Origin of the sequence: Nocardia concava NBRC 100430 (assembly GCF_000308815.1) — a bacterium.
GTDB lineage: Bacteria > Actinomycetota > Actinomycetes > Mycobacteriales > Mycobacteriaceae > Nocardia > Nocardia concava.
Window position 1 is genome coordinate 65,741 of the sequence record NZ_BAFX01000002.1, and the last position, 24,881, is coordinate 90,621.

At 67.4% G+C, this 24,881-nt stretch carries 21 protein-coding genes; 17 read left to right on the plus strand and 4 right to left on the minus strand.

The genetic code is table 11. From position 1 onward, the window contains the following. Nucleotides 1-64 precede the first annotated feature (64 nt). Nucleotides 65-865: a Cof-type HAD-IIB family hydrolase gene (locus ON43_RS00505; RefSeq protein ID WP_040802348.1), complete on the plus strand. Its 801-nt coding sequence runs from the start codon at nucleotides 65-67 to the stop codon at nucleotides 863-865. 71 nt (nucleotides 866-936) lie between these two features. On the opposite strand, the gene ON43_RS00510 is transcribed toward ON43_RS00505, so the two are convergent. Beyond that, nucleotides 937-3,276: an N-acetylmuramoyl-L-alanine amidase gene (locus ON43_RS00510; RefSeq protein ID WP_040802307.1), complete on the minus strand. Its 2,340-nt coding sequence runs from the start codon at nucleotides 3,274-3,276 to the stop codon at nucleotides 937-939. A 166-nt stretch (nucleotides 3,277-3,442) separates the two neighbouring features. On the opposite strand from ON43_RS00510, the gene ON43_RS42055 reads away from it, so the two are divergent. Continuing rightward, nucleotides 3,443-4,834 carry a SpoIID/LytB domain-containing protein gene (locus ON43_RS42055; protein ID WP_051177691.1) on the plus strand — a complete coding sequence of 464 codons (1,392 nt, stop codon included), beginning with the start codon at nucleotides 3,443-3,445 and terminating at the stop codon, nucleotides 4,832-4,834. A gap of 294 nt (nucleotides 4,835-5,128) precedes the next feature. Further along, a complete protein-coding gene (locus ON43_RS00520) occupies nucleotides 5,129-6,424 on the plus strand; it encodes an acyltransferase family protein (protein WP_040802308.1) in 1,296 nt (431 codons plus the stop codon). A gap of 82 nt (nucleotides 6,425-6,506) precedes the next feature. On the opposite strand, the gene ON43_RS00525 is transcribed toward ON43_RS00520, so the two are convergent. Then, the gene (locus tag ON43_RS00525; RefSeq protein ID WP_040802309.1) at nucleotides 6,507-7,010 is read right to left on the minus strand and encodes a MarR family winged helix-turn-helix transcriptional regulator; all 504 of its coding nucleotides are present in this window, start codon (nucleotides 7,008-7,010) and stop codon (nucleotides 6,507-6,509) included. A 110-nt stretch (nucleotides 7,011-7,120) separates the two neighbouring features. Here ON43_RS00525 and ON43_RS00530 point away from each other — a divergent pair, with 110 nt between their 5' ends. Further along, a complete protein-coding gene (locus tag ON43_RS00530) occupies nucleotides 7,121-8,086 on the plus strand; it encodes an EamA family transporter (protein WP_040802310.1) in 966 nt (321 codons plus the stop codon). A gap of 53 nt (nucleotides 8,087-8,139) precedes the next feature. Then, the gene (locus ON43_RS00535; protein ID WP_040802350.1) at nucleotides 8,140-8,778 is read left to right on the plus strand and encodes an NAD(P)-dependent oxidoreductase; all 639 of its coding nucleotides are present in this window, start codon (nucleotides 8,140-8,142) and stop codon (nucleotides 8,776-8,778) included. 69 nt (nucleotides 8,779-8,847) lie between these two features. Here the strand turns inward: ON43_RS00535 and ON43_RS00540 are convergent, their stop codons facing one another. After that, complete coding sequence (locus tag ON43_RS00540; RefSeq protein WP_040802311.1) at nucleotides 8,848-9,579, minus strand: S1 family peptidase; 732 nt, start codon at nucleotides 9,577-9,579, stop codon at nucleotides 8,848-8,850. A gap of 295 nt (nucleotides 9,580-9,874) precedes the next feature. Between ON43_RS00540 and ON43_RS44540 the strand changes: the two genes are divergently transcribed. The 4 genes from ON43_RS44540 to ON43_RS00560 all read left to right on the plus strand — a co-directional run bounded on the left by ON43_RS44540 (nucleotide 9,875) and on the right by ON43_RS00560 (nucleotide 12,496). Continuing rightward, complete coding sequence (locus ON43_RS44540) at nucleotides 9,875-10,330, plus strand: DUF4189 domain-containing protein (RefSeq protein WP_040802312.1); 456 nt, start codon at nucleotides 9,875-9,877, stop codon at nucleotides 10,328-10,330. An 80-nt stretch (nucleotides 10,331-10,410) separates the two neighbouring features. After that, a complete protein-coding gene (locus tag ON43_RS00550; protein WP_040802314.1) occupies nucleotides 10,411-11,163 on the plus strand; it encodes a MerR family transcriptional regulator in 753 nt (250 codons plus the stop codon). A 28-nt stretch (nucleotides 11,164-11,191) separates the two neighbouring features. Then, on the plus strand, nucleotides 11,192-11,731 hold the full coding sequence (locus tag ON43_RS00555) for a hypothetical protein (protein ID WP_040802316.1): 540 nt from the start codon (nucleotides 11,192-11,194) through the stop codon (nucleotides 11,729-11,731). A 105-nt stretch (nucleotides 11,732-11,836) separates the two neighbouring features. Further along, nucleotides 11,837-12,496 (plus strand): Asp23/Gls24 family envelope stress response protein, encoded by a 660-nt coding sequence (locus ON43_RS00560; protein ID WP_157513858.1) that lies wholly within the window; start codon nucleotides 11,837-11,839, stop codon nucleotides 12,494-12,496. Nucleotides 12,497-12,558: 62 nt separating this feature from the next. On the opposite strand, the gene ON43_RS00565 is transcribed toward ON43_RS00560, so the two are convergent. Beyond that, nucleotides 12,559-13,785, minus strand: coding sequence for a hypothetical protein (locus ON43_RS00565; RefSeq protein ID WP_040802318.1), 1,227 nt, complete (start codon nucleotides 13,783-13,785; stop codon nucleotides 12,559-12,561). A gap of 314 nt (nucleotides 13,786-14,099) precedes the next feature. Here ON43_RS00565 and glf point away from each other — a divergent pair, with 314 nt between their 5' ends. The 8 genes from glf to ON43_RS00605 all read left to right on the plus strand — a co-directional run bounded on the left by glf (nucleotide 14,100) and on the right by ON43_RS00605 (nucleotide 24,788). Next, the gene (glf, locus tag ON43_RS00570; protein WP_040802319.1) at nucleotides 14,100-15,299 is read left to right on the plus strand and encodes a UDP-galactopyranose mutase; all 1,200 of its coding nucleotides are present in this window, start codon (nucleotides 14,100-14,102) and stop codon (nucleotides 15,297-15,299) included. A 23-nt stretch (nucleotides 15,300-15,322) separates the two neighbouring features. Next, nucleotides 15,323-17,242 (plus strand): glycosyltransferase, encoded by a 1,920-nt coding sequence (locus ON43_RS00575; protein ID WP_373283368.1) that lies wholly within the window; start codon nucleotides 15,323-15,325, stop codon nucleotides 17,240-17,242. After that, entirely contained in the window at nucleotides 17,239-17,823 is a 585-nt protein-coding gene (locus tag ON43_RS00580; protein ID WP_083913052.1) for a phosphatase PAP2 family protein, read from the plus strand. The genes ON43_RS00575 and ON43_RS00580 overlap by 4 nt, the downstream gene beginning before the upstream one ends. Nucleotides 17,824-17,849: 26 nt before the next feature. Further along, nucleotides 17,850-18,797 carry a decaprenyl-phosphate phosphoribosyltransferase gene (locus ON43_RS00585; RefSeq protein WP_040802321.1) on the plus strand — a complete coding sequence of 316 codons (948 nt, stop codon included), beginning with the start codon at nucleotides 17,850-17,852 and terminating at the stop codon, nucleotides 18,795-18,797. A gap of 46 nt (nucleotides 18,798-18,843) precedes the next feature. Next, nucleotides 18,844-20,817 carry an arabinofuranosyltransferase AftB family protein gene (locus tag ON43_RS00590; RefSeq protein ID WP_281033287.1) on the plus strand — a complete coding sequence of 658 codons (1,974 nt, stop codon included), beginning with the start codon at nucleotides 18,844-18,846 and terminating at the stop codon, nucleotides 20,815-20,817. A 254-nt stretch (nucleotides 20,818-21,071) separates the two neighbouring features. Continuing rightward, nucleotides 21,072-22,115: an alpha/beta hydrolase gene (locus tag ON43_RS00595; protein ID WP_040802323.1), complete on the plus strand. Its 1,044-nt coding sequence runs from the start codon at nucleotides 21,072-21,074 to the stop codon at nucleotides 22,113-22,115. Nucleotides 22,116-22,459: 344 nt separating this feature from the next. Then, the gene (locus tag ON43_RS00600) at nucleotides 22,460-23,551 is read left to right on the plus strand and encodes an alpha/beta hydrolase (protein ID WP_040802325.1); all 1,092 of its coding nucleotides are present in this window, start codon (nucleotides 22,460-22,462) and stop codon (nucleotides 23,549-23,551) included. A 187-nt stretch (nucleotides 23,552-23,738) separates the two neighbouring features. Further along, the gene (locus tag ON43_RS00605) at nucleotides 23,739-24,788 is read left to right on the plus strand and encodes an alpha/beta hydrolase (RefSeq protein ID WP_051177695.1); all 1,050 of its coding nucleotides are present in this window, start codon (nucleotides 23,739-23,741) and stop codon (nucleotides 24,786-24,788) included. Nucleotides 24,789-24,881 lie beyond the last annotated feature (93 nt).

The following is a 24,881-nucleotide window of genomic DNA, read 5'->3' on the forward strand; positions in this document are numbered from 1 at the left end:
CGCGGGGGATGGCGCTCGAGGCAGGATGGAGTAGGTGACGCTCTTTCACCTGCCCAAACCCAAGATGGTCGCCTCCGATGTGGACGGCACGCTCATCGATCACGGTGAGCGGGTGAGTGCGCGTACCAAGGCGGCGATCGAGGCGCTCATCGCGGATGGGGTGCCGTTCGTGCTCGCCACGGGGCGGCCGCCGCGGTGGATCGATCCGGTGGTCGAGGGGCTGGGGTTCGCGCCCCTGTGCGTGTGCGGCAACGGTGCGGTGATCTACGACAGTGCGTCCGATCGGGTGCTGGACACTCGGACGCTGGATGTCGAAACCCTGACCTGGGCGGCCGAACTCGCGGAGCGGCTGCTGCCGGGATGCGGGCTGGCGGCCGAACGGGTCGGCGTCAGTGCGCACGATGCCGCCACGCCACAGTTCGTGAGTTCGCCGGAGTACGAGCACGCGTGGCTGAATCCGGACGACACGCAGGTCTCCCGCGCCGAGGTCATCTCCGCCTCCGCGATCAAGATGCTGATCCGCCTGCCCGGTGCGGCCAGCTCGTTCATGCGCGCCACCCTGGAACCCCACCTGGCCGGCCGTGTCGACCTGACCTACTCCACCGACAACGGCCTCATCGAGCTGTCCGCCCCCGGCGTCACCAAGGCCTCCGGCCTGACCACGGTCGCCCAGCGCCTGGGCGTCCAGCACAGCTCCCTGATCGCCTTCGGCGACATGCCGAACGATGTCCCCATGCTCCTGATGGCGGGCCACGGCGTAGCCATGGCCAACGCCCACCCCGAAGCCATCGCCGCCGCCGACGAGGTAGCCCCCTCCAACTCCGACGACGGCGTGGCCCGCACCCTCGAACGCTGGTGGTCCTGAACAAGATCAGGGAGCTCCCACTGCTGGAATCCGGACAGAATTCCAGCGTGGGAGCTCCCTGATCTTGAAACTCAGTTGGGTGTCGCGAGGGGCTCGGGGACCGGGGCGGCCTGGGTGGGGGCACTCAGGGCCGGGATGGGCTTGCCGGGGGCGGGGTCCTGGACCGCGCCGTAGTTCTTCAGCACGGTGGTGACGATTCCGGTCAGTCGGTTGAAAATCAGTGCGCCGTTTTGGAAGTCGGTGCGCACACCGTCCTGGACGGCGTATTCGTTACTCGACGGGAGGCCCAGAATGCCTGCGCCCGCACCCAATTGCAGGAAGCGCTCCAGAATCTTCCCGACCACGGAGAAGATCTGGCCGGACGGATTCGAATACACGTAGCCGTTGGAGAACTGCCCGTACTGGCTGCCGTCCGCCAGGGCGACCGGCTCGGCCTTCGGTTGTCCCAGTGGGCCGTCCGTGCCACCCTGCTCGTTCCAGTAGCGCGCCACCGGAGAGCGGTCGAGCATGTTCAGGATCTTCTGGGTGAGATCGGCCAGGGTCGCCAGATCGGCCTGGTTCGACTGATTGGCGTCGGGTGCGGGGGCCGGTTGCGGATTACCGGCGTTCTGGCCGGGCCGGGTGCGCGGCGTGTTCGGCGACACGACGGTCCCGCCCGCGGTGTCGTGCGCGATCTGCCGGATCTTGTCCATCAACGCGTAGGCGGCATCGCCGGGGCAGGTGGTGTTGCCGACATCCCGGTGTGCGAAGATGTTCGGCAGCTTGACCGCTTGTCCCAGTGCGTATTTCGTGTAGTCGCTGCCCTCGGAGTACATGGTGCTCGACCCCTCGGGCTCGATGCCCGCGACCTTGGCGCGCCAGCCGATGTACTTCCCGATCGCCTGGATCGACACATCGGTCGGAGCCTCGTCCTCGTAGTCGCCCATCAGCGCGACACCGGCGGTATTGATATTGAACCCGCCCGCGTGCGCGCCCTCGACCGGGCGGTCCAGCCCGCCGTAGCGGCCCTCGAAGATCTGCCCGTACTTGTCGACGAGTGCGTTGTAGCCGATGTCGCACCAGCCCAGCGTCTTCGCGTGATACGCGTAGATGGCGCGCACGATGCCCGCGGACTCGGCCTTGGTGTAGTCATTGCGACCCGCGGTGTGGTGCACGGTGATCGCGGTGACGCCGTCGTCGTAGGTGGGTTCCTCGCAGCGCAGCGATTCGTCCGCGCCCCACTGGGCCCGGGAGATCACCTTGGGCCCGCCACCGGGCAGCGGCGCGGCCACCGTGGACAGGTTCTCGTCGATGCTGCCGCGGCCCGGATCGATGAGCACCGCGGCCAGCTTCTCCAGATTGATCTGCGCGGGATCGGCCGAACCGTCGTCGAGCGGCTTGGGCTCGGCGGGCGCGGCGACGGGCTTGCGGGTCACCAGCATCTGCACGGTCTTGGTATTGCCGACGTAGATCGGCTCGGTGCCGATGCGCTTGCCCGCCCGGTCGTTGCCGGTCTCGGCCTCGGCGTCGTACCACGGTCCCCAGGTGCCGTCGGGGCGCTGGGCGCGGATCTTGGTGGTGGTTCCGACCAGGTCCGCCGCGGTGAGCGCGACCATGCTGAAGGGGGTGTCGCGGGTCAGTTCCTTGACCTGCGCGCCGACCTTGTCGGCCAGGTCGGTGGGGACCGCGCCCGGGGCGAGGGCCGGGGCGTTCGGATCGCCGGTGAGGCCGGGAACGGGACCCGATGCGGTCGATGCATCGGCGGGCACCGGGGCAGCGGGATCCGCAGCCACGGATTCAGTTGGGGCGGTGGGTGATTCGACCTGTGGCGGGACTTCCGGGCCTGGCTCGGCGATGAAACCCGGTGCGCCCGAGACGGGTTTGGTCGGTTGCGGTGCGGCAGGAGTGGCCGAAGGGGTGGCCGCCGGTGCTGCCGGCCGGGTGGAACCGGGAGTGGTGTTGCCCGGCGGAGCGACCGCGGGCGCGGCCGGACGGGTCGAGCTCGGGGGCACCGCTGCCTGCGGCGTGACTCCGGGAGTCGCCGGGCGTGTCGTGGGCGGCGCGGTGGTGCCGGGCGGTTGGGGTGACGAATTCAGCCGGGGTAGCGGAATCTCACTGGGTAGTTGCACGCCCGGGATGAGATTCGGCGGAATCTGAATCGCTCTGGGCAGCGGCAACATCCGTAGATCGGACAGGTGTAGGTCGGGCAGATTCAGCCCGGTGAGTTCGCGCAGCGGCAGGACGATGTCGGGTGCCGAAGCCAGGGCGACTTCGGCCATTTGCGCAGGTATAGCTGCCAGATTGCTCTCATCCGTGGCCCGGACCTCGCGAGTATCGCTCAACGCCAGGATGCCGACGGGCGCGGCCAGGGCGAGGACGGTGACAACCGGGAGCGTTATGGCGTGTTTCGGTCTGCGATACGGCACGAGCATCTCCCATTCGAGGTAAATCCGTCTAACCGCGCCCTGAGCACAAGCTTGCTACTTGGCGCATCAGCGATCACACTAGTCCCTATTGTCACATTCTCTGAACGTATGGTTGAGGCTTAGCTTTGGGTAACTCGAATGTAGCTTCGGCTCTCGACAGAACGGGTATGACATGCCGGACGGATACCTAGCCCAGCGCCGGAAACGGCGCGGTCTGCTCACCCTGTCCCTCGTCACGGCCGCCGCCACCGGCGGCACCGCACTCCTGATCTGGGCCTGGCCCGACAACGGCTTCCATCTCACCGTCGGCGCCGGTCACGGCCGCGGACTCAGCCAGAACGGCGCGTTCGACAAGGCCGTCGCCGGCTGGACCGCCGATCGCATTCTGGCCAACTACTACTCCGGCGCCGAGCTCGCCGACATCGGCCCCACCACGGTCCGCGTCCGCCTCATGGAGCAGGACGACAAGACCCTCGACATCGCCTCCGACTCCGTCTTCTACGTCGCCGGCCGCCGCGTAATCCCCGGCCAGGCAGCACATTTGACACCCACCGCCACGGGCGCGGACGTCACCATCACCCAGGGCTGCGACGGCGGCAAGCTGTGGGAGGGCAGCACCGACGACCCCTGGGCCTACCCCGTCGTCGACGGCGTCGACCGCCCCGCGGGCGAACAACTCGAGATCTGCGGCGGCAACGCCTACCGCGGCCTGCTCGGCGTCGCCCTCGACAACGGCTCCCCCCGCACCGTCAACGACCTGGACCTCGACGACTACCTCAAGGGCGTCGTCCCCGCCGAAATGGTCCCCGGCTGGGCCGACCAGGGCGGCACGGAAGCCCTTCGCGCCCAGGCCATCGCGGCCCGCTCCTACGCCCTGGCCGAACAGCGCTACGACTACGCCCAAACCTGCGACACCACCGACTGCCAGATGTACGTCGGCACCGACAAGGAAGACCCCCGCACCACCGCGGCGGTCACCGCCACCTCCGGCCGAGTCCTGGTGCGCGACAACCGAATCCTCCGAGCCGAATACTCCGCGGCCCCCGACGGCGGCCTCCCCACCCCCGCCTCCGCCATGGAAGTAGGCCCCGCCCTATCCGACTTCCCCGCCGCCCAACTCCCAAGCCTCCCGGACCTCCCCTTCCTGAACACACCCCAATCCCAGCCCGCCCCAACGGAATCCGACCCGGCCTTCCCGGACTCCGTCACCCCCGAGGTAACACCCCCCACCTACGTGGACCCGACCGTAACCGCCCCGGGCGTCGAAACCCCCACCACCCCAGGCAATTCCGCCCCGGCAGTCCCGCCCCGCCCCGCCCCCGACAACCGCAGCCGCGTCACCGCCCCCCTCCCACCCTTCCCGAGCCCGGGCAGCGCCGACCCCAACTCGATGCTCTCCGACTCCCGCTGGGCCCCCGGCCCCGCAACTCCCCAAGTACCGGCCAACCCGGCGATCCCTCCGGCCACCCCGGCCCCGCGCACCGCCTCCACCCCAACCCCTCCCACCTCCCCCAATGCGGCCTACACCCCGCCGCAGGCAACCACTCCCGCATACGCGCACTGACGCACCCGGCAAAAACGAACGGCCGGCACCCACACGGGCACCGGCCGTTCCAGCTTCGTCGACAGCCGGATTAGCCCGCCGGACACCACTGGTCACTGAGTGCGCGGCGGCTCAACCTATTCGATGACCGATTCAGCGATGCTGTCGGCTGATTAGAGTGTTCGCGGCGCAAAGGACTGTCGGCGTGCCTCACCCGTTGGTGGTCCGCGAAGGGGTTGTACCAGTGCAGAATACCCGAATCCTTTGGTGCCGAGATTGATTGCGACATCTCCGAGCGGTGTCACTGCTTCGGCGGTGGAGGGTGCGGTATCGGCACCGATCGCGCCGGGTGAACAGGTAGTACGCAAGCGGGGCGGGCGGTTCGAGTTTCTCGACGCGCTGCGTGGCTTGGCGGCCTTGGCGGTGGTGATCCAGCATTCGTCGGAGCGGCTGTGGCCCGCGTATTTCCGCTTCTCGCAGGCACATTTCGGGCTCGGGCAGTTCGGCGTCTTCGTGTTCTTCCTGGTCAGCGGGTTCATCATACCCGCCTCGCTGGAGCGCGGGCGGTCGCTGGGGGCGTTCTGGGTGGGCCGGTTCTTCCGGCTTTACCCGTTGTTCTGGGCCTGCCTTACCGCGGCGCTAATCCTGCACTCGGTCAACCGGTTCGGTGTGCCATCGGGTTTTCTGGAGCATCCCGTGCGCAACTTCGTCACGAATCTGACCATGGCGCAGTTCTTCCTCGGCGCACCGGATACCCAGTTGATCGGCGCGGCCTGGACGCTGTCCTACGAGCTGGCGTTCTACCTGTTCCTGTCGCTGCTGCTGATCGCCCGGCTCAACCGCCGAACGGTATCGCTGGCCTTGCTCGCGATCGGATCGATCATTCCCGCGGTGCTACTGCTGCCCGCGATGGTCAACGGTGCGCTGGCGAACAGTGACACGCGGTTGCGAGTCGTGGTCGCGACGATCCTGGTCGCGGGGGTGTTCGCGCGTCTGGCACCGGACCGGCGCTCAGCCGTCACCGCGATCCTGCTCGCATTCCTCACCGTCCCACTGGTTCTCAACCAGCCCGGGCCGGGAACGTACACCGCGAGCATCTTCGCCACGATGTTCGTCGGCACGGTGATGTACCGGGTGACGTCGGGCGAGGTCGCCGCGTGGCGAGGGTGGGCGGTGTTCGGGCTCGCCATCTGCGCGATCCTCGGGTCCAGCCTTTTCATCCAGTCCTATACCGACCCGGCGACCGGCGTGTGGGTCACCTGGGTGAAACAGCCCACCACCCTCATCGCCGCCTACGTACTGTTCGCCGGGGCATTGTGGCTGCGCCGCTGTTCCTTCCCGCGCCCACTGCTGTTCCTGGGCCGGATCAGCTACTCGCTCTATCTCGCCCACGCCCTCGTGCTGGGTGCCCTGCCGCCTTGGAACAAGTCTGTCGCGGGCATTCCCGCGACCTGGCTCAGCTTCTGCACGTGGGTGATCGCCGCGGTGGTGATCGCGGCGATCAGCTACCGCACGATCGAAAAACCGTGCCACAAACTCGGCCACCGTCTGATCGCCAGGATCGATGCACGCAAACGTGCCGATGAGCAGCCTGGAACCGTCGTCATGTAAGACGTTCGGGCCTAACGACATTCGTAGACGGCGGTGCTCTCGAAAAGAGGGCGCCGCTTTTCCTGTTCGGGCCCGGTGGGTTTCAGGTCAGGGAGGTGTCGCCGAGGGATTCGGCGAACTTTCGGAGTAAGGGGATGAGGGTTTCGCGGTCGGTGGGGGTCAAGGCGGCGGTGAGGATGCGGTCCTCGTTGGCGGTGTGCAAGGGGAGGAGGCGGTCGACCAGGGTGCGGCCGGAGTCGGTGAGGACGACCTTGATGGCTCGGCGGTCGGTGGGGTCGGGGACTCGGGCGACCCAGCCTTTGGCGGTGAGGCGGTCGATGCGGTTGGTGATGGCGCCGGAGGTGAGCATGGCGGCCTTGTTGAGGGCGCCGGCGCTGAGGCCGGAATCGTTGCCGGAGCGGCGGAGGGTGGCGAGGACGTCGAATTCCCAGCGCTCGAGGCCGTGGGTGCGGAAGAAGTCGGAGAGTTCCTTGTCGCACAGGCGGCCCAGGCGGGAGAGGCGGCCGAAGATCTCCATGGGGGAGCTGTCGACGTCGGGGCGCTGCTCGCGCCAGGCGGCGGTGATCTGGTCTACGGCGTCGGCCACGGTGACCTGGTCCTTTCGGCTCGGGAAAAAAGTTCAACGTTGAGATACTTGACACTGAGGTATCCAGATGATTTTATCTCAACATTGAGATTATCAATGAGGAGCTGAAAATGACCACCTCACGCGCCGGACTCACCGGGACGCTCGCCCTGACCGGGCTGGCACCGCTGGTTTGGGGATCGACCTACTACGTCACCACCACCTTCCTGCCGCCGGACCGCCCGATGTTCACCGCACTCATGCGGGTGCTGCCCGCGGGCCTGCTGTTGCTGGCCCTGACCCGGAAACTGCCGCACGGGCAATGGATTACGCGTGCGTTCGCGCTGGGCGCGCTGAACATCGGCCTCTTCACGGCGCTGCTGTTCGTGGCCGCCTACCGGCTGCCGGGTGGTGTGGCGGCGGTGATCACCTCGTCGGCACCACTGTTCGCGGTGGGCTTCGCGGCGGCCGCCGGGCTCGAAAGGCTCAGCGCCCGAAAGATTGTGGCGGGCCTGATCGGATTGGGCGGCGTCGCACTCGTAGTTCTCAAGGCGACGGCCACCCTCGATACTCTCGGCGTGATCGCCGGGCTGGCCGCGGCCATCGCCATGGGCAGCGGCACCATTCTGACCAAGCACTGGGGTCGCCCCGACGGGGTCAGCCCGCTGGCCATGACCGGCTGGCAGCTGACGGCGGGTGGGCTCCTGCTGCTGCCGGTGGCCGCCATCGCCGAGGGCATGCCGCCCGGGCTGGACGCCCGCAATATCGGCGGCTACCTCTTCCTCGGCCTGATCGGCACGGCCGTCGCCTACGCGCTGTGGTTCCGCGGCATCGCCAAGGCCAGCGCCACCTCGGTGCAGTTCCTCGGTCTGCTGAGCCCGCTCTCGGCGACCATCATCGGCTGGGCCGCGCTCGGCCAGTCGCTGGCCCCGCTGCAGATCCTGGGCATGGTCATCGCGCTGGGCGGCACCCTGCTCGGCCAGACCGGATCGGGCCCGAGCACAAAGGATTCCGCGCCGGGAGCGCCGAAGTCTCAGCCGCAGGTGCGGGCGGGCGCGCCGGAGAGCTTCACCGCCAAGATCCGCCTCGCGGCCTGACCCGACTCGATTCGAAGCAGCGCAAGACCGTGCAGACCAAGGAGCGAAAGACCATGCAGATCACAGTGTTCGGAGCGAGTGGAAACGCGGGCAGCCGGGTCGTGACCGAGGCGCTGGGCCGGGGCCACACGGTGCGGGCCGTCGCCCGCCACGCTGACCGGCTGCGGCACCTGCCGGAGCAGGCCGAGGTGTGGGCGGCCGATGCCTTGGACCCCGTCGCCGTCGAAAAGGCCGCCGCCGGAAGCGATGTCGTCGTCGGCGTGACCCGACCCGCCCCGGGCCGCGAGCACGAACTGGCCGAGGTCGCCGCCGCGCTGCTGGCGGGCCTGGCGGACAGCGGGATTCGGCTGCTGGTGATCGGCGGCGCGGGCAGCCTCACCGTTCCCGGGACCGGCAAGTCGCTTGCCGAGCAGCCCGATTTCCCGGCCTACCTGGGACCCATCGCCGCCGGCGGCCGCCGCCAGCTCGAGGTGTTCCGCACCACCTCGCATGCGGTGAACTGGACCTACATCAGCCCGGCCGCCATGTTCGAGCCAGGCGAACGCAAGGGCGTCTACCGCCTCGGCGCCGATGAACTGCTCGTCGACGCGGAGGGCAATTCCTCGATCTCCATGGAGGACATGGCGATTGCCCTGCTCGACGAGATCGAGCAGCCCCGCCACCACCGCACTCGCATCACGGTGGGTTATTGAGAACCACCACCGCACAACGAAAAACGGGGCGTGACCGAAATCCGGTCACGCCCCGTTCGTCTGTATCACTCAGGCGATGTGGAAGCCCGCGCCCGCCCCGCCGCGGCGGTCGATATCGGCCAGCACCGCGGAGATATTGGTGGACAGCTCCGGCTCGTGGATCAGGTTGCCGCCGCCCTCGCACAGCGGGAGCTCGATGTCGATCGGGCCGGCCTTGAAGTTGGTGCCCGCCACCACCATTCCGACCAGCTGGTCGCCGCGCAGCACGGGCGCGCCGGAGTCGCCGTGGTTGGCACACACCTGGCTACGGAAGGTGAGCGCCCGGGTCTCCCACACCGGTCCACAGGTGAAGCCGGTGGTGCGGCCGTTCTTGCAGACGTTCTCGCCGATCTGCACCGGGGCGCCGACCGAGTTGATCACCGACTGCGCGACCTTGCGGGTGGGGATCACCTTCTCCGGGTTGAAGACGATGACCGCCCAGTCCATGTCCTCGCTCTTCTCGGTGATGACACCGATGCCGCCGCTGCGGGTGTACTCGGCCGCGACGCGCGCGCCGACCTCGCCGCAGTGGCCGGCGGTCAGTCCGACGAGCTGGTTCTTGTTGTCGTAGCCGACGGCGGTGAGCGTGCAATCGCTGACCATGTCCGTGGCCGTGAGGTCCTCGACGTAGACCCCGGAACCGCCGCCGAGCGTCACCGGCCCGGCCGCATTCGCGGGCCCGGCGAACAGGAACGTGGAGCTGACAGCGGCGGCGGCGATGGCCACCGCGCGCAGAACTCGGGCGCGGCCCGCAGAGAACATTGGGTTATTCCTCATCCCCCGAAAATTCGAATCGTGCGCGCGCGGTAATCGGGAGTCCGGCAGCGCGCACGCGGAGCATGTCACGCCCGCAACCTCGTTGCAAGTCGCAACGCGGATGACCGATTCGATGGCCTATTCGGAACGTTTTGCCTGCCAGGCGCTTCCGCGCGGAAAACGGACTTGGCCCTGTCGGTACCCCGTGATAGAACTCCGGTCAGTGGTGATCGCACCACCGAGTGCAACCGGAGCTGCCCCCATTTTCAGGGGCCGCTTCAAAAATGGGGAGAATTTTCGAATGGCTTTCTCGGGCAAACTCGCCCTGACCATGTTCGTTTCCGCTGCGGCCGTGCTGGTTACGTCGCTGGGGGCCGGTACCGCCAACGCCATGGAGCGCGGTCCGGACGGTTCGCTGTACGGTTCGCTGGCGCTGAGCACCGACGGCGGCACCTTCTACGGCGCGGCCTGGAACTACCCGAACTGGGGCTCCTCCGATCGGGATGCCCTGGGCCAGTGCGCGCACCGCGGTTGCAAGATCCTGGTGCAGTTCCGTGACGGCTGCGGTTCCATCGCCGAAAGCGCCGACCACACCTACTACTACGGCGGTTCGGGCCGCAACCGCGCCGAGGCCGAGCGCGACGCCATGGACCGGCTCACCAACTGGATGCCCGCCCCGGCCGCCATGTTCGGCAGCTCCGCCCCGCCGAAGCAGTCCGTCCACATCCGCTACACCGAGTGCACCGACGGCGCGTAGATTAACGCTTGACCTTGACGTTGCGTCAACTTGCATCCTGAATTCATCGAGGTGAGCGAAGGGATACGAAAGGCCGGAACGTGAGCGCCGAATGGTCCATCCAGGAATTGGCGAAAGTGGCCCGCACCACAAGCCGCACGCTGCGGCATTACGGTGACCTCGGGTTACTGCCGCCCACCCGGATCGGCTCGAATGGTTATCGCTATTACGACCAGGAATCCCTCGTACGGTTGCAGCGCATCCTTTTGCTTCGCGAACTCGGCCTCGGCCTGCCGGCCATCGCCGAAGTCCTCGCGGGGCAAAAGGACACCGCCGCCGCCCTGCGCACGCATCTGGAATTGCTGAGAAACGAGCAGGACCGGATCGCGCGCCAAATCGCCTCGGTGCAAACCACATTGCGCAAGACGGAAGCAGGTGAGCAACTGATGGCAAACGAAGTATTCGACGGATTCGACCACGCCCAGTACAAGGACGAGGTCATCGAGCGCTGGGGCAAGGACGCCTGGGAGAGCGGCAACCGCTGGTGGAACTCCAAGAGTGAGGCCGAGAAGAAGGCCCACTTCCAGACCCACCTGGACATCGCCGCCGACTACGGCCGCGCCCACGCGGCCGGCCTCCCGGTCGACAGCGACGAGGTGCAGGCAATCGTCCAGCGCCACTACGACTGGCTCGACTCCACCCCCACCGGCGGCCCGATCAGCGCCCAGTACTTCAACGGTCTGGGCGACATGTACGTGGCCGACCCGCGCTTCGCGGCCAACTACGACAAGCACGGCGAGGGCACCGCGGAGTACGTCCGCGACGCCATGCGGGTGTTCGCCGCCGCGCTCTAGCCGGAAACCGAACAGCGGCGGAGGCCCGATGAGTTACCTGCAGACACCGCCCGGCCAACCGGCCGGGCGGGCGTATTCGCCGTACTCACAAGGGCCTTCGCCGTATCTGGAAGAGCCGATCGCCGGCGGGGCCACCGCGATCGTCGCGGGGGTGCTGGCAACCATCGCGGGTGTGCTGTCGGCAGGGGTGGGTCTGATCATGGTCACCGCGGCGGTCCTCATCGGTGCCGGGCACTATCGATCCGCCCGCCATCCCGCCCACGACCACGCCGAGGCCGGCTTCGTCGTCGGCATCGGCGCGGCGGCACTCCTGATCGGGGTCCTGTGGTGTGTCGGTGCCGTGCTGTTGTTGCTGCGCAAGCCTTCCGGACGCGCCCTGCTGATCGGCATGTCGCTGCTCGCGACCGTCTTCAGTCTCATCATCACGGCCACGAGCCCGGTGCCCGGCGGCATCGGACTGGCTGTGGCCGTGGGGATTCTGATCTTCGCCACGGTTCCGTCGACCACCCGATGGCTGGCGGACGCGCGAAAGCCGGTCGCCGACTATGTTCCCTACCCCATGCTCTGACCGGATCCGGAAAACCTCCCCGCGGTGCCGCCATCCTCGAAAATGACTGGATTGCCCCTGTTGGTGCGGGAGTAGAGTTCGCGCGCAAGTAGGGGAGGAGAGGCGATGAGTTATCCGTATGGGCCGGGTGGGGCGGAGGATCAGCCGCAGCCGGGGTTCGGGCCGGTGGAGTACCCGCCGGCGACCGCGTATCCGCAGCAGCGGCCGTTTCCGGGGCAAATCGGTGCTCCGGCAACGGGGTTCGGGCAGCCGGGGTATCCGATGCCCGTGTATCCGGGGCCTTATGGGACGTACGCGGGGCCGTACGGGTCGCCGTCGATGCAGCCGAGCGGCGGGACCGCGATCACCGCGGGCGTGCTGGGGATCATCCTGGGATTGCTGTCGGTGCTGGGCAGCATCGGGCTGGTAGCGCTCGTCGTGGCTTTCCGCGACGACCGGGACGGCATCTCGGGGGAGGACAGCGGCACCGCCATGTTGGTGCTCGTCATCGCCATCGTCGCGGGGGTGATGGCGCTGATGTGGCTGGTCGGTTCGGTGCTGTTGCTGATGCGCAAGACCGCAGGGCGGGTACTGGTGATCATCGCCTCCGCCCTGGGCGCGATCGGCGGCGTGATCAATGTGGCCGCGGGATCGATTGTCAGCGGTATCGGATTGCTGCTGTCGCTCGCGATTCTCGTGCTCGCGGCGGTCCCGCCGACGGGTCGCTGGATCGCCGCGGCGAAGCAGGAGCTGGCCCCGGCACAGCCGTACTACCCGTACTACTGACCTCGGAAAGACAACAGCCGCCCGGTCTTTCGACCGGGCGGCTGTACCTGTCGACTACGCGATCAGACCGCGCACATCGATTGCATGACACCGCGCAGAATCGGCGCGCCATAGGTGGCGGGCGCGAACGCGATGGTCTCGGCGATCCCCAGCGGAGTGGTGATGGTCGAGGCGACACCGGTGAAACCGGCGATCGTGTTGCCGACGGTCAGCAGCAGGCTGGTGGTGTCGAGCGCGAAGGTGATGAGCGCGAAGATGTTCTCCACCTTCACATCCGAGAGCGCCACGGTATTGACCGCGCGGCCCTCGTAGATGTCGAAGCCCAGGTTGGCCAGGAAGGTCAGCGGCCCGTAATCCAGCGCGTCCACGATCGGCCCGAGCTGCTCGGTGCGGCGCAACATCATGATGTCGGCGACCCGGTTGTTCTGCAGGAAGCCCTGCAGCGCATCGGCATTGGCGTTGACCGCGTTCGGGTCGACGGGCAGCGCGGCCGTGGTCAGGAAGTTGCGGGTCCGCTCGACCAGATCGGCGGTCTTCAGTTCCGCGATCGGAGTGCAGGCGCCGTCGGCCTTCATCACCTGGTTGGCCAGATCGATGAGCGGCTGCGGCAGGTCGACGTGCTCATCGGGCAGATCCAGCTGCAGCTTCTGGTACACGCCGTGCGCATCGCAGCCCACCGACAGCTGCGATTGCACCGCGCGCGCCAGCGATTTCACGCCGTTGAACAGCGCGCCGACGATCGGCTTCAGCACGAATCCGACGGTCGGCACCAGGCTGGCGGCGAACTGGGCCGGGATCTTGACGATGCGGGTGGCGAGGATGAAGACCTCGACCACATCGCGCACCTTCAGGTCCGAGAGCGCGATGGTCTTGTGCACCTGCCCGGAGTGGATGGCGTCGAGGCTGTTGACGAGGTACGTGACGATCGGATCGTCGAGGAACTGGGTGCGGTCGTTGATCTCGTCCGGGCTCAGCGGCAGGAAGCCGCGGCGGTGCACGTGGACCGAGGCGACGTTCTGACGGAAGTCGTTGACCGACTGGTCGTAGGCGGCCTGCTGCCCGGCCGGGACGACCGTGCGGATGGCATTGGCGGCCGCGGAGATGACGTCGTCGAAGGTTGCTGCGCCGGGCTTGCCGCAGACTTCCCCGGCATCGGCGATCTCGGCGGCGCCGAGGCTGTCGCCCTCCTCGGCGCGGGCGGGTGCGGCGCCCGGGACCAGGGCGGCCGTGCCGAGTAGGGCGGTGATGGAGAGTGCCCCGACGAGCGGGGCGAAGCGAGTGAAGCGCATGTTTCAGGGTCTTCCGGTCGAGCGAGAGGGCGCGGCCGCGCTAACACACGGCTACGAACTGGTCGTACGGCCAATTCGGGTGGATATGTAATACAGCTCTCATGACGCCGCTGTCTGCGCTTTCGTGAACATTGCGCAAAAAGATCGCGACCGATCCCGCTCAGTGAGATGACGCGAGTCACTCAGCGGTCTACTCTCGCGGAGTTGGCGCCCGCTCCCGGCAAAGCCGTGGCATCGCCCCCGTGCGAACCCTGCCAACCCACCCCGACGGAGCCGACGCGCGCGATCGGGCAGTGCCGGTAGTCTGGGCTCCCGTGACCGTCGCATCCCCCTTCGATCTCGTCATTGTCGGCTCCGGCTTCTTCGGGCTGACCATCGCGGAACGCACCGCCAACCTGCTCGGCAAGCGAGTCCTGGTGGTGGAACGTCGCTATCACCTGGGCGGCAACGCCTACTCGGAGGCGGATCCGGAAACCGGCATCGAGGTCCACAAATACGGGGCCCACCTGTTCCACACCTCGAACAAGCGGGTGTGGGACTACGTGAACCAGTTCACCGAGTTCACCAACTATCAGCACCGCGTCTTCGGCCTGCACAAGGGCCAGGCGTACCCGCTGCCCCTGGGCCTGGCCCTGGTGTCGCAGTTCTTCGGCCGCTATTACACCCCGGACGAGGCCCGCGCGCTCATCGCCGAGCAGTCGGCGGAGTTCGACAGCAGCAAGGTGACCAACCTCGAGGAGAAGGGCATCTCGCTGATCGGCCGCCCGCTCTACGAGGCGTTCATCCGCGACTACACGGCCAAGCAGTGGCAGACCGATCCCAAGGAACTGCCGGCCAACATCATCACCCGGCTGCCGGTCCGCTACACCTTCGACAGCCGCTACTTCAACGACACCTACGAAGGCCTGCCCAAGGACGGGTACGCCGCGTGGCTGTCGAAGATGGCCGAGAACGACCTCATCGAGGTCCGCCTGGACACCGACTGGTTCGACGTGCGCGACGAGATCCGCGCCCAGAACCCCGACGCCCCGGTCGTCTACACCGGCCCGCTGGACCACTACTTCGACTACGCCGAGGGCGAACTCGGCTGGCGCACCATCGATTTCGAGACCGAGGTGCTCGAAACCGGTGACTTCCAGGGCATTCCGGTGATGAACTACAACGACGCGGACGTCCCCTTCACCCGCATCATCGAGCCGCGCCACTTCCACCCCGAGCGCGACTACTACCCCGCCGACAAGACGGTGATCATGCGCGAGTTCTCGCGCTTCGCCCAGACCGGCGACGAACCGTACTACCCGATCAACACCCCGGAGGACCGCGCCAAGGTGCTCGCCTACCGCGAGCGCGCCAAGGCCGAAACCGCCTCGAACAAGGTGCTTTTCGGTGGCCGCCTGGGCACCTACCAGTACCTGGACATGCACATGGCCATCGGCGCGGCGCTCAGCATGTTCGACAATGTGCTGCGCCCGCACCTGGAAACCGGTGCGCCGCTGGTGGACACCGCCGAATGACCGCCCAACTCACTCGGGAAGACATGAGCACCGAGACTCGCGCCGTATCCCTGCTCCAGCGCATCATCCTGCCCCGGCCGGGTGAACCGCTGGACGTGCGCAAGCTGTACCTCGAGGAATCCGAGACCAATGCCCGGCGCGCGCATGCCATCACGCGCACCGCGCTGGCCATCGGCGCGGAGTCCGAGGTCTCCTTCTGCACCTACTTCAATGCCGTGCCCGCCAGCTACTGGCGGCGCTGGAGCGTGCTGAAGTCCGTGGTGCTGCGGCTGGAACTGTCCGGCCACGGCCGCGTGGACGTGTACCGCTCCAAGGCCGACGGTTCCCGAATCCACGTGCAGGGCAACGAGTTCAGCACGCCCGGCGACGGCGCGGCGGCCGCGGACTTCGTCGAGTTCGAGGTGGATCTGGGCCCGTTCGAGGACGGCGGCTGGATCTGGTTCGACATCACCACCGACAGCCACGTCGAAATGCGCAGCGGCGGTTGGTACGCGCCGATCGAGGCGCCGGGTGAGGGCAGCATCGCCGTCGGCATGCCGACCTTCAACCGCCCCACCGACGCGGTGAAGACGCTGACCGCGCTGGGCTCGGATCCGCTGGTGCTGGAGAAGATCAAGGCCGTCATCATTCCCGACCAGGGCACCAAGAAGGTCGTGGACGAGCCCGGCTTCACCGAGGCCGCGGCCCGCCTGGGCGGTCGCCTGACGATTCACGATCAGCCGAATCTCGGCGGCTCCGGCGGCTACAGCCGGGTCATGTACGAGGCGCTCAAGACCACCGATGCCGAATACATCGTCTACATGGACGACGACATCGAGATCGAGCCGGACTGCATCCTGCGCGCGCTGGCCTTCTCGCGTTTCGCCAAGTCGCCCATCCTGACCGGCGGCCAGATGCTCAACCTGCAGGAGCGCTCGCACCTGCACACCATGGGCGAGATCGTGGACCGTTCCATCTTCATGTGGACCGCGCCCGCGACTGTCGAGTACGACCACGATTTCTCGAAGCACCCGCTGCGCGACCGCGACAACTCGAAGCTGCTGCACCGTCGCATCGATGTGGACTTCAACGGCTGGTGGACCTGTGTCATCCCGCGTCAGGTCGCCGAGGAAATCGGCCAGCCGCTGCCGCTGTTCCTCAAGTGGGATGACGTCGAATACGGTTTGCGCGCACGCGAACACGGCTACCCGACCGTCACCCTGCCGGGTGCGGCGGTGTGGCACATGGCCTGGTCCGACAAGGACGACGCCATCGACTGGCAGGCCTACTTCCACCTGCGCAACCGCCTGGTGGTCGCCTCCCTGCACCTCCCGAACGACGGCCGCCCGATGGTCGTCAACACCGTCAAGGCCACGCTGAAACACCTGTTGTGCCTGGAGTATTCGACGGTCGCCATCCAGAACGAGGCGATCCGCGACTACCTGGCCGGTCCGGAGAAGCTCTTCGAGCTGCTGCCGACCGCACTGGGCAAGGTGCACGCCATGCGCAAGGAGTACCCGGACGCGGTGGTCCTGCCCTCCTCCACCGAGCTGCCGCTGCCCTCGCACGCCGAGGTCGGCGCGGTCGGCGAACCGGGCAATCCGCTCGCCAAGGTGACCCGCCTGGGCAAGGGCGTGCTGCACAACTTCCGCAAGGCCAACCCGAAGCATCACGACACCCCGCAGCTGAACGTGCCGACGCTGGACGCGCGCTGGTTCCTGCTCTCGCAGGTCGACGGCGTCACCGTTACCACCGCCGACGGCCGCGGCGTCGTCTACCGTAAGCGGGATCCGCGAAAGGCCATGGAGCTGTTCAAGGAAGCGATGCGCCTGCGCAAGGAGCTGGCCGAGCGCTTCCCGGAGGTGCGCGAGCAGTATCGTCGCGCGCACTCGCATCTCACCAGCAAGGCCGCGTGGGAGAACGTCTTCGGTATCGATACTGAATCAAGGAACGAGCCCAAATGACGGCTGCACAGCCCGTTTCCGGCCAGGACCGCGGATTGCGCGTGGTCCCGGACGCGCCGGAGGCCCCGGTCGCGTCCCCGGCCGAGGTCAAGATCATCAACCTGGTGCAGGGCACCATCGGACAGGATCCGCGGGTCGTCAAGGCCGCGCGCGGCATGTCCCATTTCGGTGAGCACTCGCTGGGCTGGATCGGCATCGCCGCGGTCGGCGCGCTGGTCGACAAGCCGCGCCGCCGCGAGTGGGCGGGCGTGGCCGTCGGCGCGTTCGGCGCGCACGCGGCGAGTGTCGTGATCAAGCGCATCGTCCGCCGCAAGCGCCCGCACGACCCGTCGGTGCAGGTCAACGTGTCGACGCCGTCGAAGCTGAGCTTCCCGTCCTCGCACGCGACATCCACCACGGCGGCGGCTGTGTTGCTCGGCAGGCTGACCGGGTTACCCTTGCCCGCGGTGCTCGTCCCGCCGATGCTGCTGTCCCGGATCGTCCTGGGCGTGCACTACCCCACCGACGTGCTGGCGGGATCCGCGCTGGGCGCGGCGTCCGCGGCCGCCGTGCTCGCCGCCGAAAAGAGACTCGCGAAGTGACCGCCCAGGAAAGAGCCATCGTTGACATGAGCGAAGAGCCCACCAGCACAGATCTAGCAGAGGCGGTCATCAAGGGACCGCCGAAGACGTTGGGCGGCGGCCTGATCAAGGCCATGCGCCCGCGCCAGTGGGTGAAGAACGTGCTGGTGCTGGCCGCGCCGCTGGCCGCGGGCAAGACCGCGGCGGGCGACCTGGTGATCACCGACTGGTCGGTCCTCGGTCATGTCGCCATCGCCTTCGTGGTCTTCTGCATGGCCGCCTCCGGCATCTACCTGGTCAATGACGCGCTCGATGTCGAGGCCGACCGCGCGCATCCGACCAAGCGCTTCCGGCCCATCGCGGCCGGTGTGGTGCCGGTGAACCTGGCCTACGCGCTCTCGGCGGTGCTGCTGATCGGCTCGATCCTCGTGTCGTTCACCGCGAATTGGCATCTGGCCCTGGTGATGGCGGTCTACATCGGCATCCAGCTGGCCTACTGCTTCGGTCTCAAGCACCAGGCGGTGCTGGACATCTGCATCGTGTCCTCCGGCTTCCTGCTGCGCGCGATCGCGGGTGGCGTGTCCTCGGATATCCGCCTGTCCCAGTGGTTCCTGCTGATCATGGCCTTCGGCTCGCTGTTCATGGCGACCGGAAAGCGCTACGCGGAGTTGAAGCTCGCGCTCGACACCGGCGCCAAGATCCGCAAGTCGCTGGAGTACTACACGCCGACCTACCTGCGTTTCGTCTGGACCCTTTCGGCCACCGCGGTCGTGGTGTTCTACGGTCTGTGGGCGTTCGAGCAGGATCGCGCCAAAGATACGAACTGGTTCGCCATCTCGATGATCCCCTTCGTCATCGCCATCATGCGATACGCGGTGGACGTCGACCGCGGCGAAGCGGGTGAACCCGAAGAGATCGCCCTGGGGGACCGGGTCCTCCAGTTCCTCGCAATCGCCTTGATCGGAGCGGTAGGTGTCGCTGTCTATCTCACCTGACGTGGTAGAGGGAGAAGAGCGAGAAGAGGGCGCGCCGACGGCACAATTGCCGGTCGGTCGCGGCCGTCGGCGCGCGGTGAACGACACCGCGCGCGGTTTCTCGCGACTATCCCGCGCCACGTTCATCGGTGGGATCGTGCTGACCGCGACGCTGTTCGCGGCCGGCGCGTGGCAGCGTCGCTGGATCGCCGACGACGGCCTGATCGTGCTGCGCACGGTCCGAAACCTGATGGCCGGCAACGGCCCGGTCTTCAACTCCGGCGAACGGGTCGAAACCAATACCAGCGCCGCCTGGACCTACGTCGTCTGGTTCTTCAGCTGGCTGACCCAGGCCCGGCTCGAGTACGTCGTGCTCGGCATCGCGCTGACCATGTCGGTGCTGGCCATCGTGTTCGCCATGCTGGGCGCGGCCCGGCTGTGGGGCGGAACGTCTTCCGCGCTGCTGGTGCCCGCGGGCGCGGTCGTCTACATCGCGCTGCCCCCGGCCCGCGACTACGCCACCTCCGGACTGGAGAACTGCCTGGTCATCTTCTGGGTGGCGATCCTGTGGTGGTGGCTGATGCGCTGGTCGCAGGCCGAGAAGGTGCGCGTCGCAAGCTTTTTCGGACTGGTCTTCTGGGCCGGGCTGGCGCCGCTGATCCGGCCGGAGCTGTCCGTGCTGGGTGGGCTGACGCTGCTCGTGCTGTTCTGTGCCCCCGTGCCCGCGACGCGGTTGCGGCCGTGGCTGTTCCGGATCCTGGTGGTGGCGGTGGCCGGGCTGGTGCCGGTCGGCTACCAGATCTGGCGGATGGGCTACTACGGCCTGCCCTACCCGAACACCGCGGTGGCCAAGGACGCGGGCGGGGCCAAATGGTCACACGGCTTCACCTACCTGTGGGATCTGGTCGGCCCGTACTGGCTCTGGCTGCCTCTGCTGCTGCTGGCCGCCGCCGCGATCGTGCTGGTGCGTACTTCGCCTTCGTCATCCCGGCGTGCTCTTGGCCGGGATCCAGAGGTGGATTCCGGCCAAGAGCACGCCGGAATGACGGTGCGGGAACGGATTCACCGCTTCAGCGTGTGGCTGCGTACCCCGGCCGCGGTCGTGACCCTGATGGTCGGCAGCGGTGTGCTGCTCGTCATCTACGAGCTGCGCGTGGGCGGCGACTTCATGCACGGCCGCATGCTGCTGCCGCAGCTGTTCCTGTTGATCCTGCCGGTGGCCGTGCTGCCGATCCGGCTGCCGCGCGCCGGCGAGTCCGGAACCCGCCGCCTGAGTTGGGCCTTCGCGTTCGTGCTCGCGGCCTTCGCGGGCACGGTGGGCTGGGCGCTGTTCGCGGCCGACACCACCGCGATCAAGACCGGCACCACCATCCGCTCCAACGGCATTGTGGACGAGCGCATCTACTACGTGCTCCGGACCGGTCACGATCATCCGATCCTGGCCTCGGACTACCTGGACTACCCGTGGATGCGCGCCATGGTCCGAGATATCGCCAATTCCACCGACGGTGCGCTGCTGATCGTCTCGCCATCGTTCATGAACTGGTACATCGACCCCGCACCGGCGATCCCGCCGGGTTCGGACGAGAAGCCCGAACACGTGGTGTTCTTCCTGAACTTGGGCATGACCAGCATGAACGTTCCCTTGGATGTGCGGGTCATCGATCAGATGGGGCTGGCGTATCCGCTTGCCGCGCATACCGATCGGTTGACCGATGGCCGGATCGGCCACGACAAGTCGCTGTACCCGGACTGGGTCGTCGTGGACACCGGCATGGTCGACAAACACCCGTGGATGCCGTCGTTCCTGGACGAGAAGTGGGTGACCCAGGCGCGAACGGCGCTCTCCTGCCCCGAGACCCAGGCGCTGCTGGCGTCCTCGCGGGCTCCGCTCACCTTCGATCGCTGGCGGCACAACCTGATGCAGTCGCTCGACTTCGCCAAGTACCGCATCGACCGGGTGCCCAAGTACGAGATCCAGCGGTGCCAGCTGGTCGATCCGACCCAGCCGCCGCCTCCGGCGCCCGCGCCGCCGAAGTAGCGAGAGCAAACCCCGTATCCATACCGGATGCGGGGTTTTCTCTTGTGTGCGAGTGGGTTTGACTGAAACGTCACGTTCGGGCAACGAGATATGCGATGCTGTCTCGATTTGGTAACACCCCGGCGTGGGTTTCGCGATAAGCTCCGCGAGTACTCCCGACGCCGCCAGGAAATCCGCTGTGTGGCAACGGTTGTCGCAATACGAACCCGGGCGGGTTGACAGGGGGCCCGGGGCGCACGGACGGAAGGCCGATTATGCGGGGCGTGACGGTTAAGGGTGGGGCACGGAGCTGGCTGCGAAAGTCGGTGCTGGCCTTGGCATTGGCGACCACGGTGCCGCTGGGGGTGTCCGTGCTGGGTACGGCCCCGGCGCAGGCGGCGTTCAGCCCGGACGGCATGGACTTCTACGTCGACTCCTCGATGGGGCCGATCAAGAACCGCGTCTTCCGCGCGGCGGACGGCAATACGAACCGCGTGGTCTACGCGCTGGACGGCGAGCGCGCCCGTGACGATCTCAACGGGTGGGAGATCAATACCGATGTCGCGCACGCGCTGACCGCCGCCAATATCAATGTGGTCATGCCGATCGGCGGTCAATCCAGCTGGTACGCCGACTGGAACTCGCCCAGCACCTTCCTCGGCCTGCCCGCGGGCACGGCCTCGCAGCAGTCCGGATCCGGTGTCACGCAGGCGCTTTCCGGCGGACCCGGCAAGTCCTACACCTACAAGTGGGAGACCTTCCTGAGCCAGGATCTCCCCAATGCCCTGCGGGACCGCCTGGGCTTCAGCTCGACCCGCAACGGCATCTTCGGCCTGTCCATGAGCGGCGGTTCCGCGCTCATGCTGGCGGCCTTCCATCCGAACCAGTTCTCCTACGCCGGGTCGATGTCAGGCGCGCTGGACCTGTCGCTGCCCGGCATGCGCGACGCCATCCGGGTGGCCATGATCGACGCGGGCGGCTACAACGTGGACGCGCTGGCGGGATCCAAGGATCTCAAGTGGCAGCACCTGGACCCCTTCCAGTTCGCGCCCAAGCTGAAGGCCAACGGCACCCACCTGTTCATCTCGGCGGGTAGCGGCCTGCCCGGATCGGCCGCCGATATCACCGCAACGATGGTGCAGGCCATGGGTATCGAGGTCGTGTCGCTGGCCGGCACCAAGGCCTTCCAGGCGCGCTGGGCCGCGCTCGGCGGCGGCAATATCGTCACCGACTACCCGGCCATCGGCGTCCACAACTGGAAGAACTGGGAGGGCGAACTGGGCCGCATGCTCCCGGATCTGTCCGCCAATATCGGCTGACCGCGATCGATGATTTCCTCTGCGCGCCTTGAGCATTCATCTCCAGCGATGGGGGATGCCGAAGGCGCGCACCGGTTTTCGCGTGCGGCGGCACCGCTGTTCGGATGGTCTGGAGTGATAGCCGATGGATATGAGTCCGGGGCAGCGGAATTCGGCCCTCGGGCAACTCTCGAGTCACTGCCAGGCACGGGTCTGCGCCACATTCGGGGCAAACCGTGGCGCTCGTCACTTTTGTCACGTTCCGATAACGCCCCGTTACCACTCACGCGATAGGGTCGCCGAGACCTCTGCCGTGGTCACGAGCACACGGTGAGACCGAACGACAGGAAAGGCCGGACACATAAATGCGAGGCGATAGACGTCAGAGATCCCGCGGTTGGCTCAAGAACTCCGTGGTCGGACTGGCGCTGGCGGTTGCACTGCCGTTCGGGGTGTCGGCGGTGGGCGTCGGCACGGCGAACGCGGCGCTCGACCCCTCCGGATTCGACTTCTACGTCGACTCGGCGTCCATGGGCCCGGTCAAGTCGCGCGTCTTCCGCGCGGCCGACGGCAACACCTCCCGCGTCGTCTATGCCCTCGACGGCATGCGCGCCGGGCAGGACCTGAGCGGCTGGGAGATCAACACCGATATCGCCCACGCGCTGACCGCCGCGAACATCAATGTCGTCATGCCGATCGGCGGCCAGTCCAGCTTCTACGCCGACTGGAACGCGCCGAGCAGCATCCTCGGCGTCGGTGACGGCACCGGTTCGGCGTCGGGCTCGGGCACCCTGTCCTCGTCCGGCTCGGCCTCGGGCTCGTCCTCGGGTTCGGGCGCCTTCCAGCTCCTCAGCGGCGGCCCGGGCAAGAGCTACCGCTACACCTGGGAGACCTTCCTGTCCCAGGACCTGCCCAACGCCCTGCAGAGCCGCCTCGGCTTCAGCCGCACCCGCAACGGCATCTTCGGCCTCTCCATGGGTGGTTCCGGCGCGCTGACGCTGGCCGCCTACCACCCCGACCAGTTCAGCTTCGCGGGCTCGTACTCCGGCTACCTGAACATCTCCGCGCCCGGCATGCGTGAGGCCATCCGCCTGGCCATGATCGACGCCGGCGGCTACAACGTCGACTCCATGGCCCCGCCGTGGGGGCCGCAGTGGCTGCACATGGACCCGTTCGTGTTCGCGCCGCGCCTGAAGGACAACAACACCCGCCTGTGGATCTCCGCCGCGAGCGGCGTCCCGGGCGCGGGTGACGTCACCGGCATCATGCCGGTCATCCAGGGTGTGCCGCTGGAAGCGCTCGCGCTGGTGAACACCCGGGCCTTCCAGGCCCGCATGCTGTCGCTGGGCGCCGGCAACGTCACCTACGACTTCCCGGCCACCGGTGTCCACAACTGGAACAACTGGAACGCCGAGGTCTACCGCATGATCCCGGACCTCTCCGCCAACATCGGATAAGACCCGATTTCGAAGGCCCCCGCATGTCGATGCGGGGGCCTTCTTTCGTTCTCCCGACGAAGATCGTTTTGCGACTCGCCGCGCCGACCACACCGGACACGCCCAGCTGGTCATCCGATACTCATCTCGTAGCGAAGATGAGTTCTGCGTGATCAGTGTTCTGCTCAAAACGAGAAGGGCTGGGTCGATGCGGGTGCGAGGCTTCATTCGAAAGGTGCTGGGCGTCGGTGCCGCCGCCCTGCTGATGCCGTTCGGGGTGGCGGTGATCGAAGCGCCACCGGCCGCCGCGGCCTTCGATCCCGCCATCTTCGACTTCTGGGCCGATTCCCCCTTCATGGGGCCGATCAAGACCCGCATCCTGCGGGCGCGGGACGGCAACACCCAGCGGGTGGCCTATGTGCTGGACGGGGAGCGGGCGCAGGAGGACCTGAACGGCTGGGAGATCAACACCAATGTCCCGCAGGTGCTGGCGGACTGGAACATCAATGTCGTGATGCCGATCGGCGGGCAGTCCAGCTTCTACGCGGACTGGGACGCGCCGAGCTCGTTCTTCGGCCTCCCGCCGGGCGCCGGGTCCGCGGCCTACGGCACCGGTTCGGGTGCGACCGAGGCGCTGGGCGGCGGCCCGGGCAAGAGCTATCGGTACGCGTGGGAGGACTTCATCACCAACCACCTGCGCTGGGAACTGCAGAACCGGTTGGGCTTCAACCCGAACCGCAACGGCATCTTCGGCCTGTCCATGGGCGGCAGCGCCGCACTCACCCTGGCCGCCTACCACCCCGATCAGTTCAGCTACGCCGGTTCGTACTCCGGTTACCTGAACATCTCCGCGCCCGGTATGCGCGAGGCCATCCGAGTCGCCATGCTCGACGCCGGCGGCTACAACGTCGACTCCATGGCCCCGCCCTGGGGGCCGAGCTGGCTGCGCATGGACCCGTTCGTCTTCGCGCCGACGCTGGTCGCCAACAACACCCGGATATGGGTCTCCGCCGGCAGCGGTGCGCCGATGCCCGAGGATCTGAACATCCCCTTCGGCATGGCGGCCGATCGCCTGATCCGCGGCGCGCCCTTGGAAGCGTTGGCACTGGCCAACTCTCGCGCCTTCCAGGTCCGCATGCTCACGCTGGGCGCTCAGAACGTGGTCTGGGATTTCCCGGCCAACGGCCTGCACGCCTGGACCAACTGGGCCAACGATGCCTACCGCATGATCCCGGACATGTCCGCGAACATCGGCTGACGCCAAAGCGCAAGGCATGGTGGCCGCTGCCCGAGAAGGGCGGCGGCCACCATGTATTCGGGGTATCGGGGCGAAGCGCCCGAAATCTCGAGG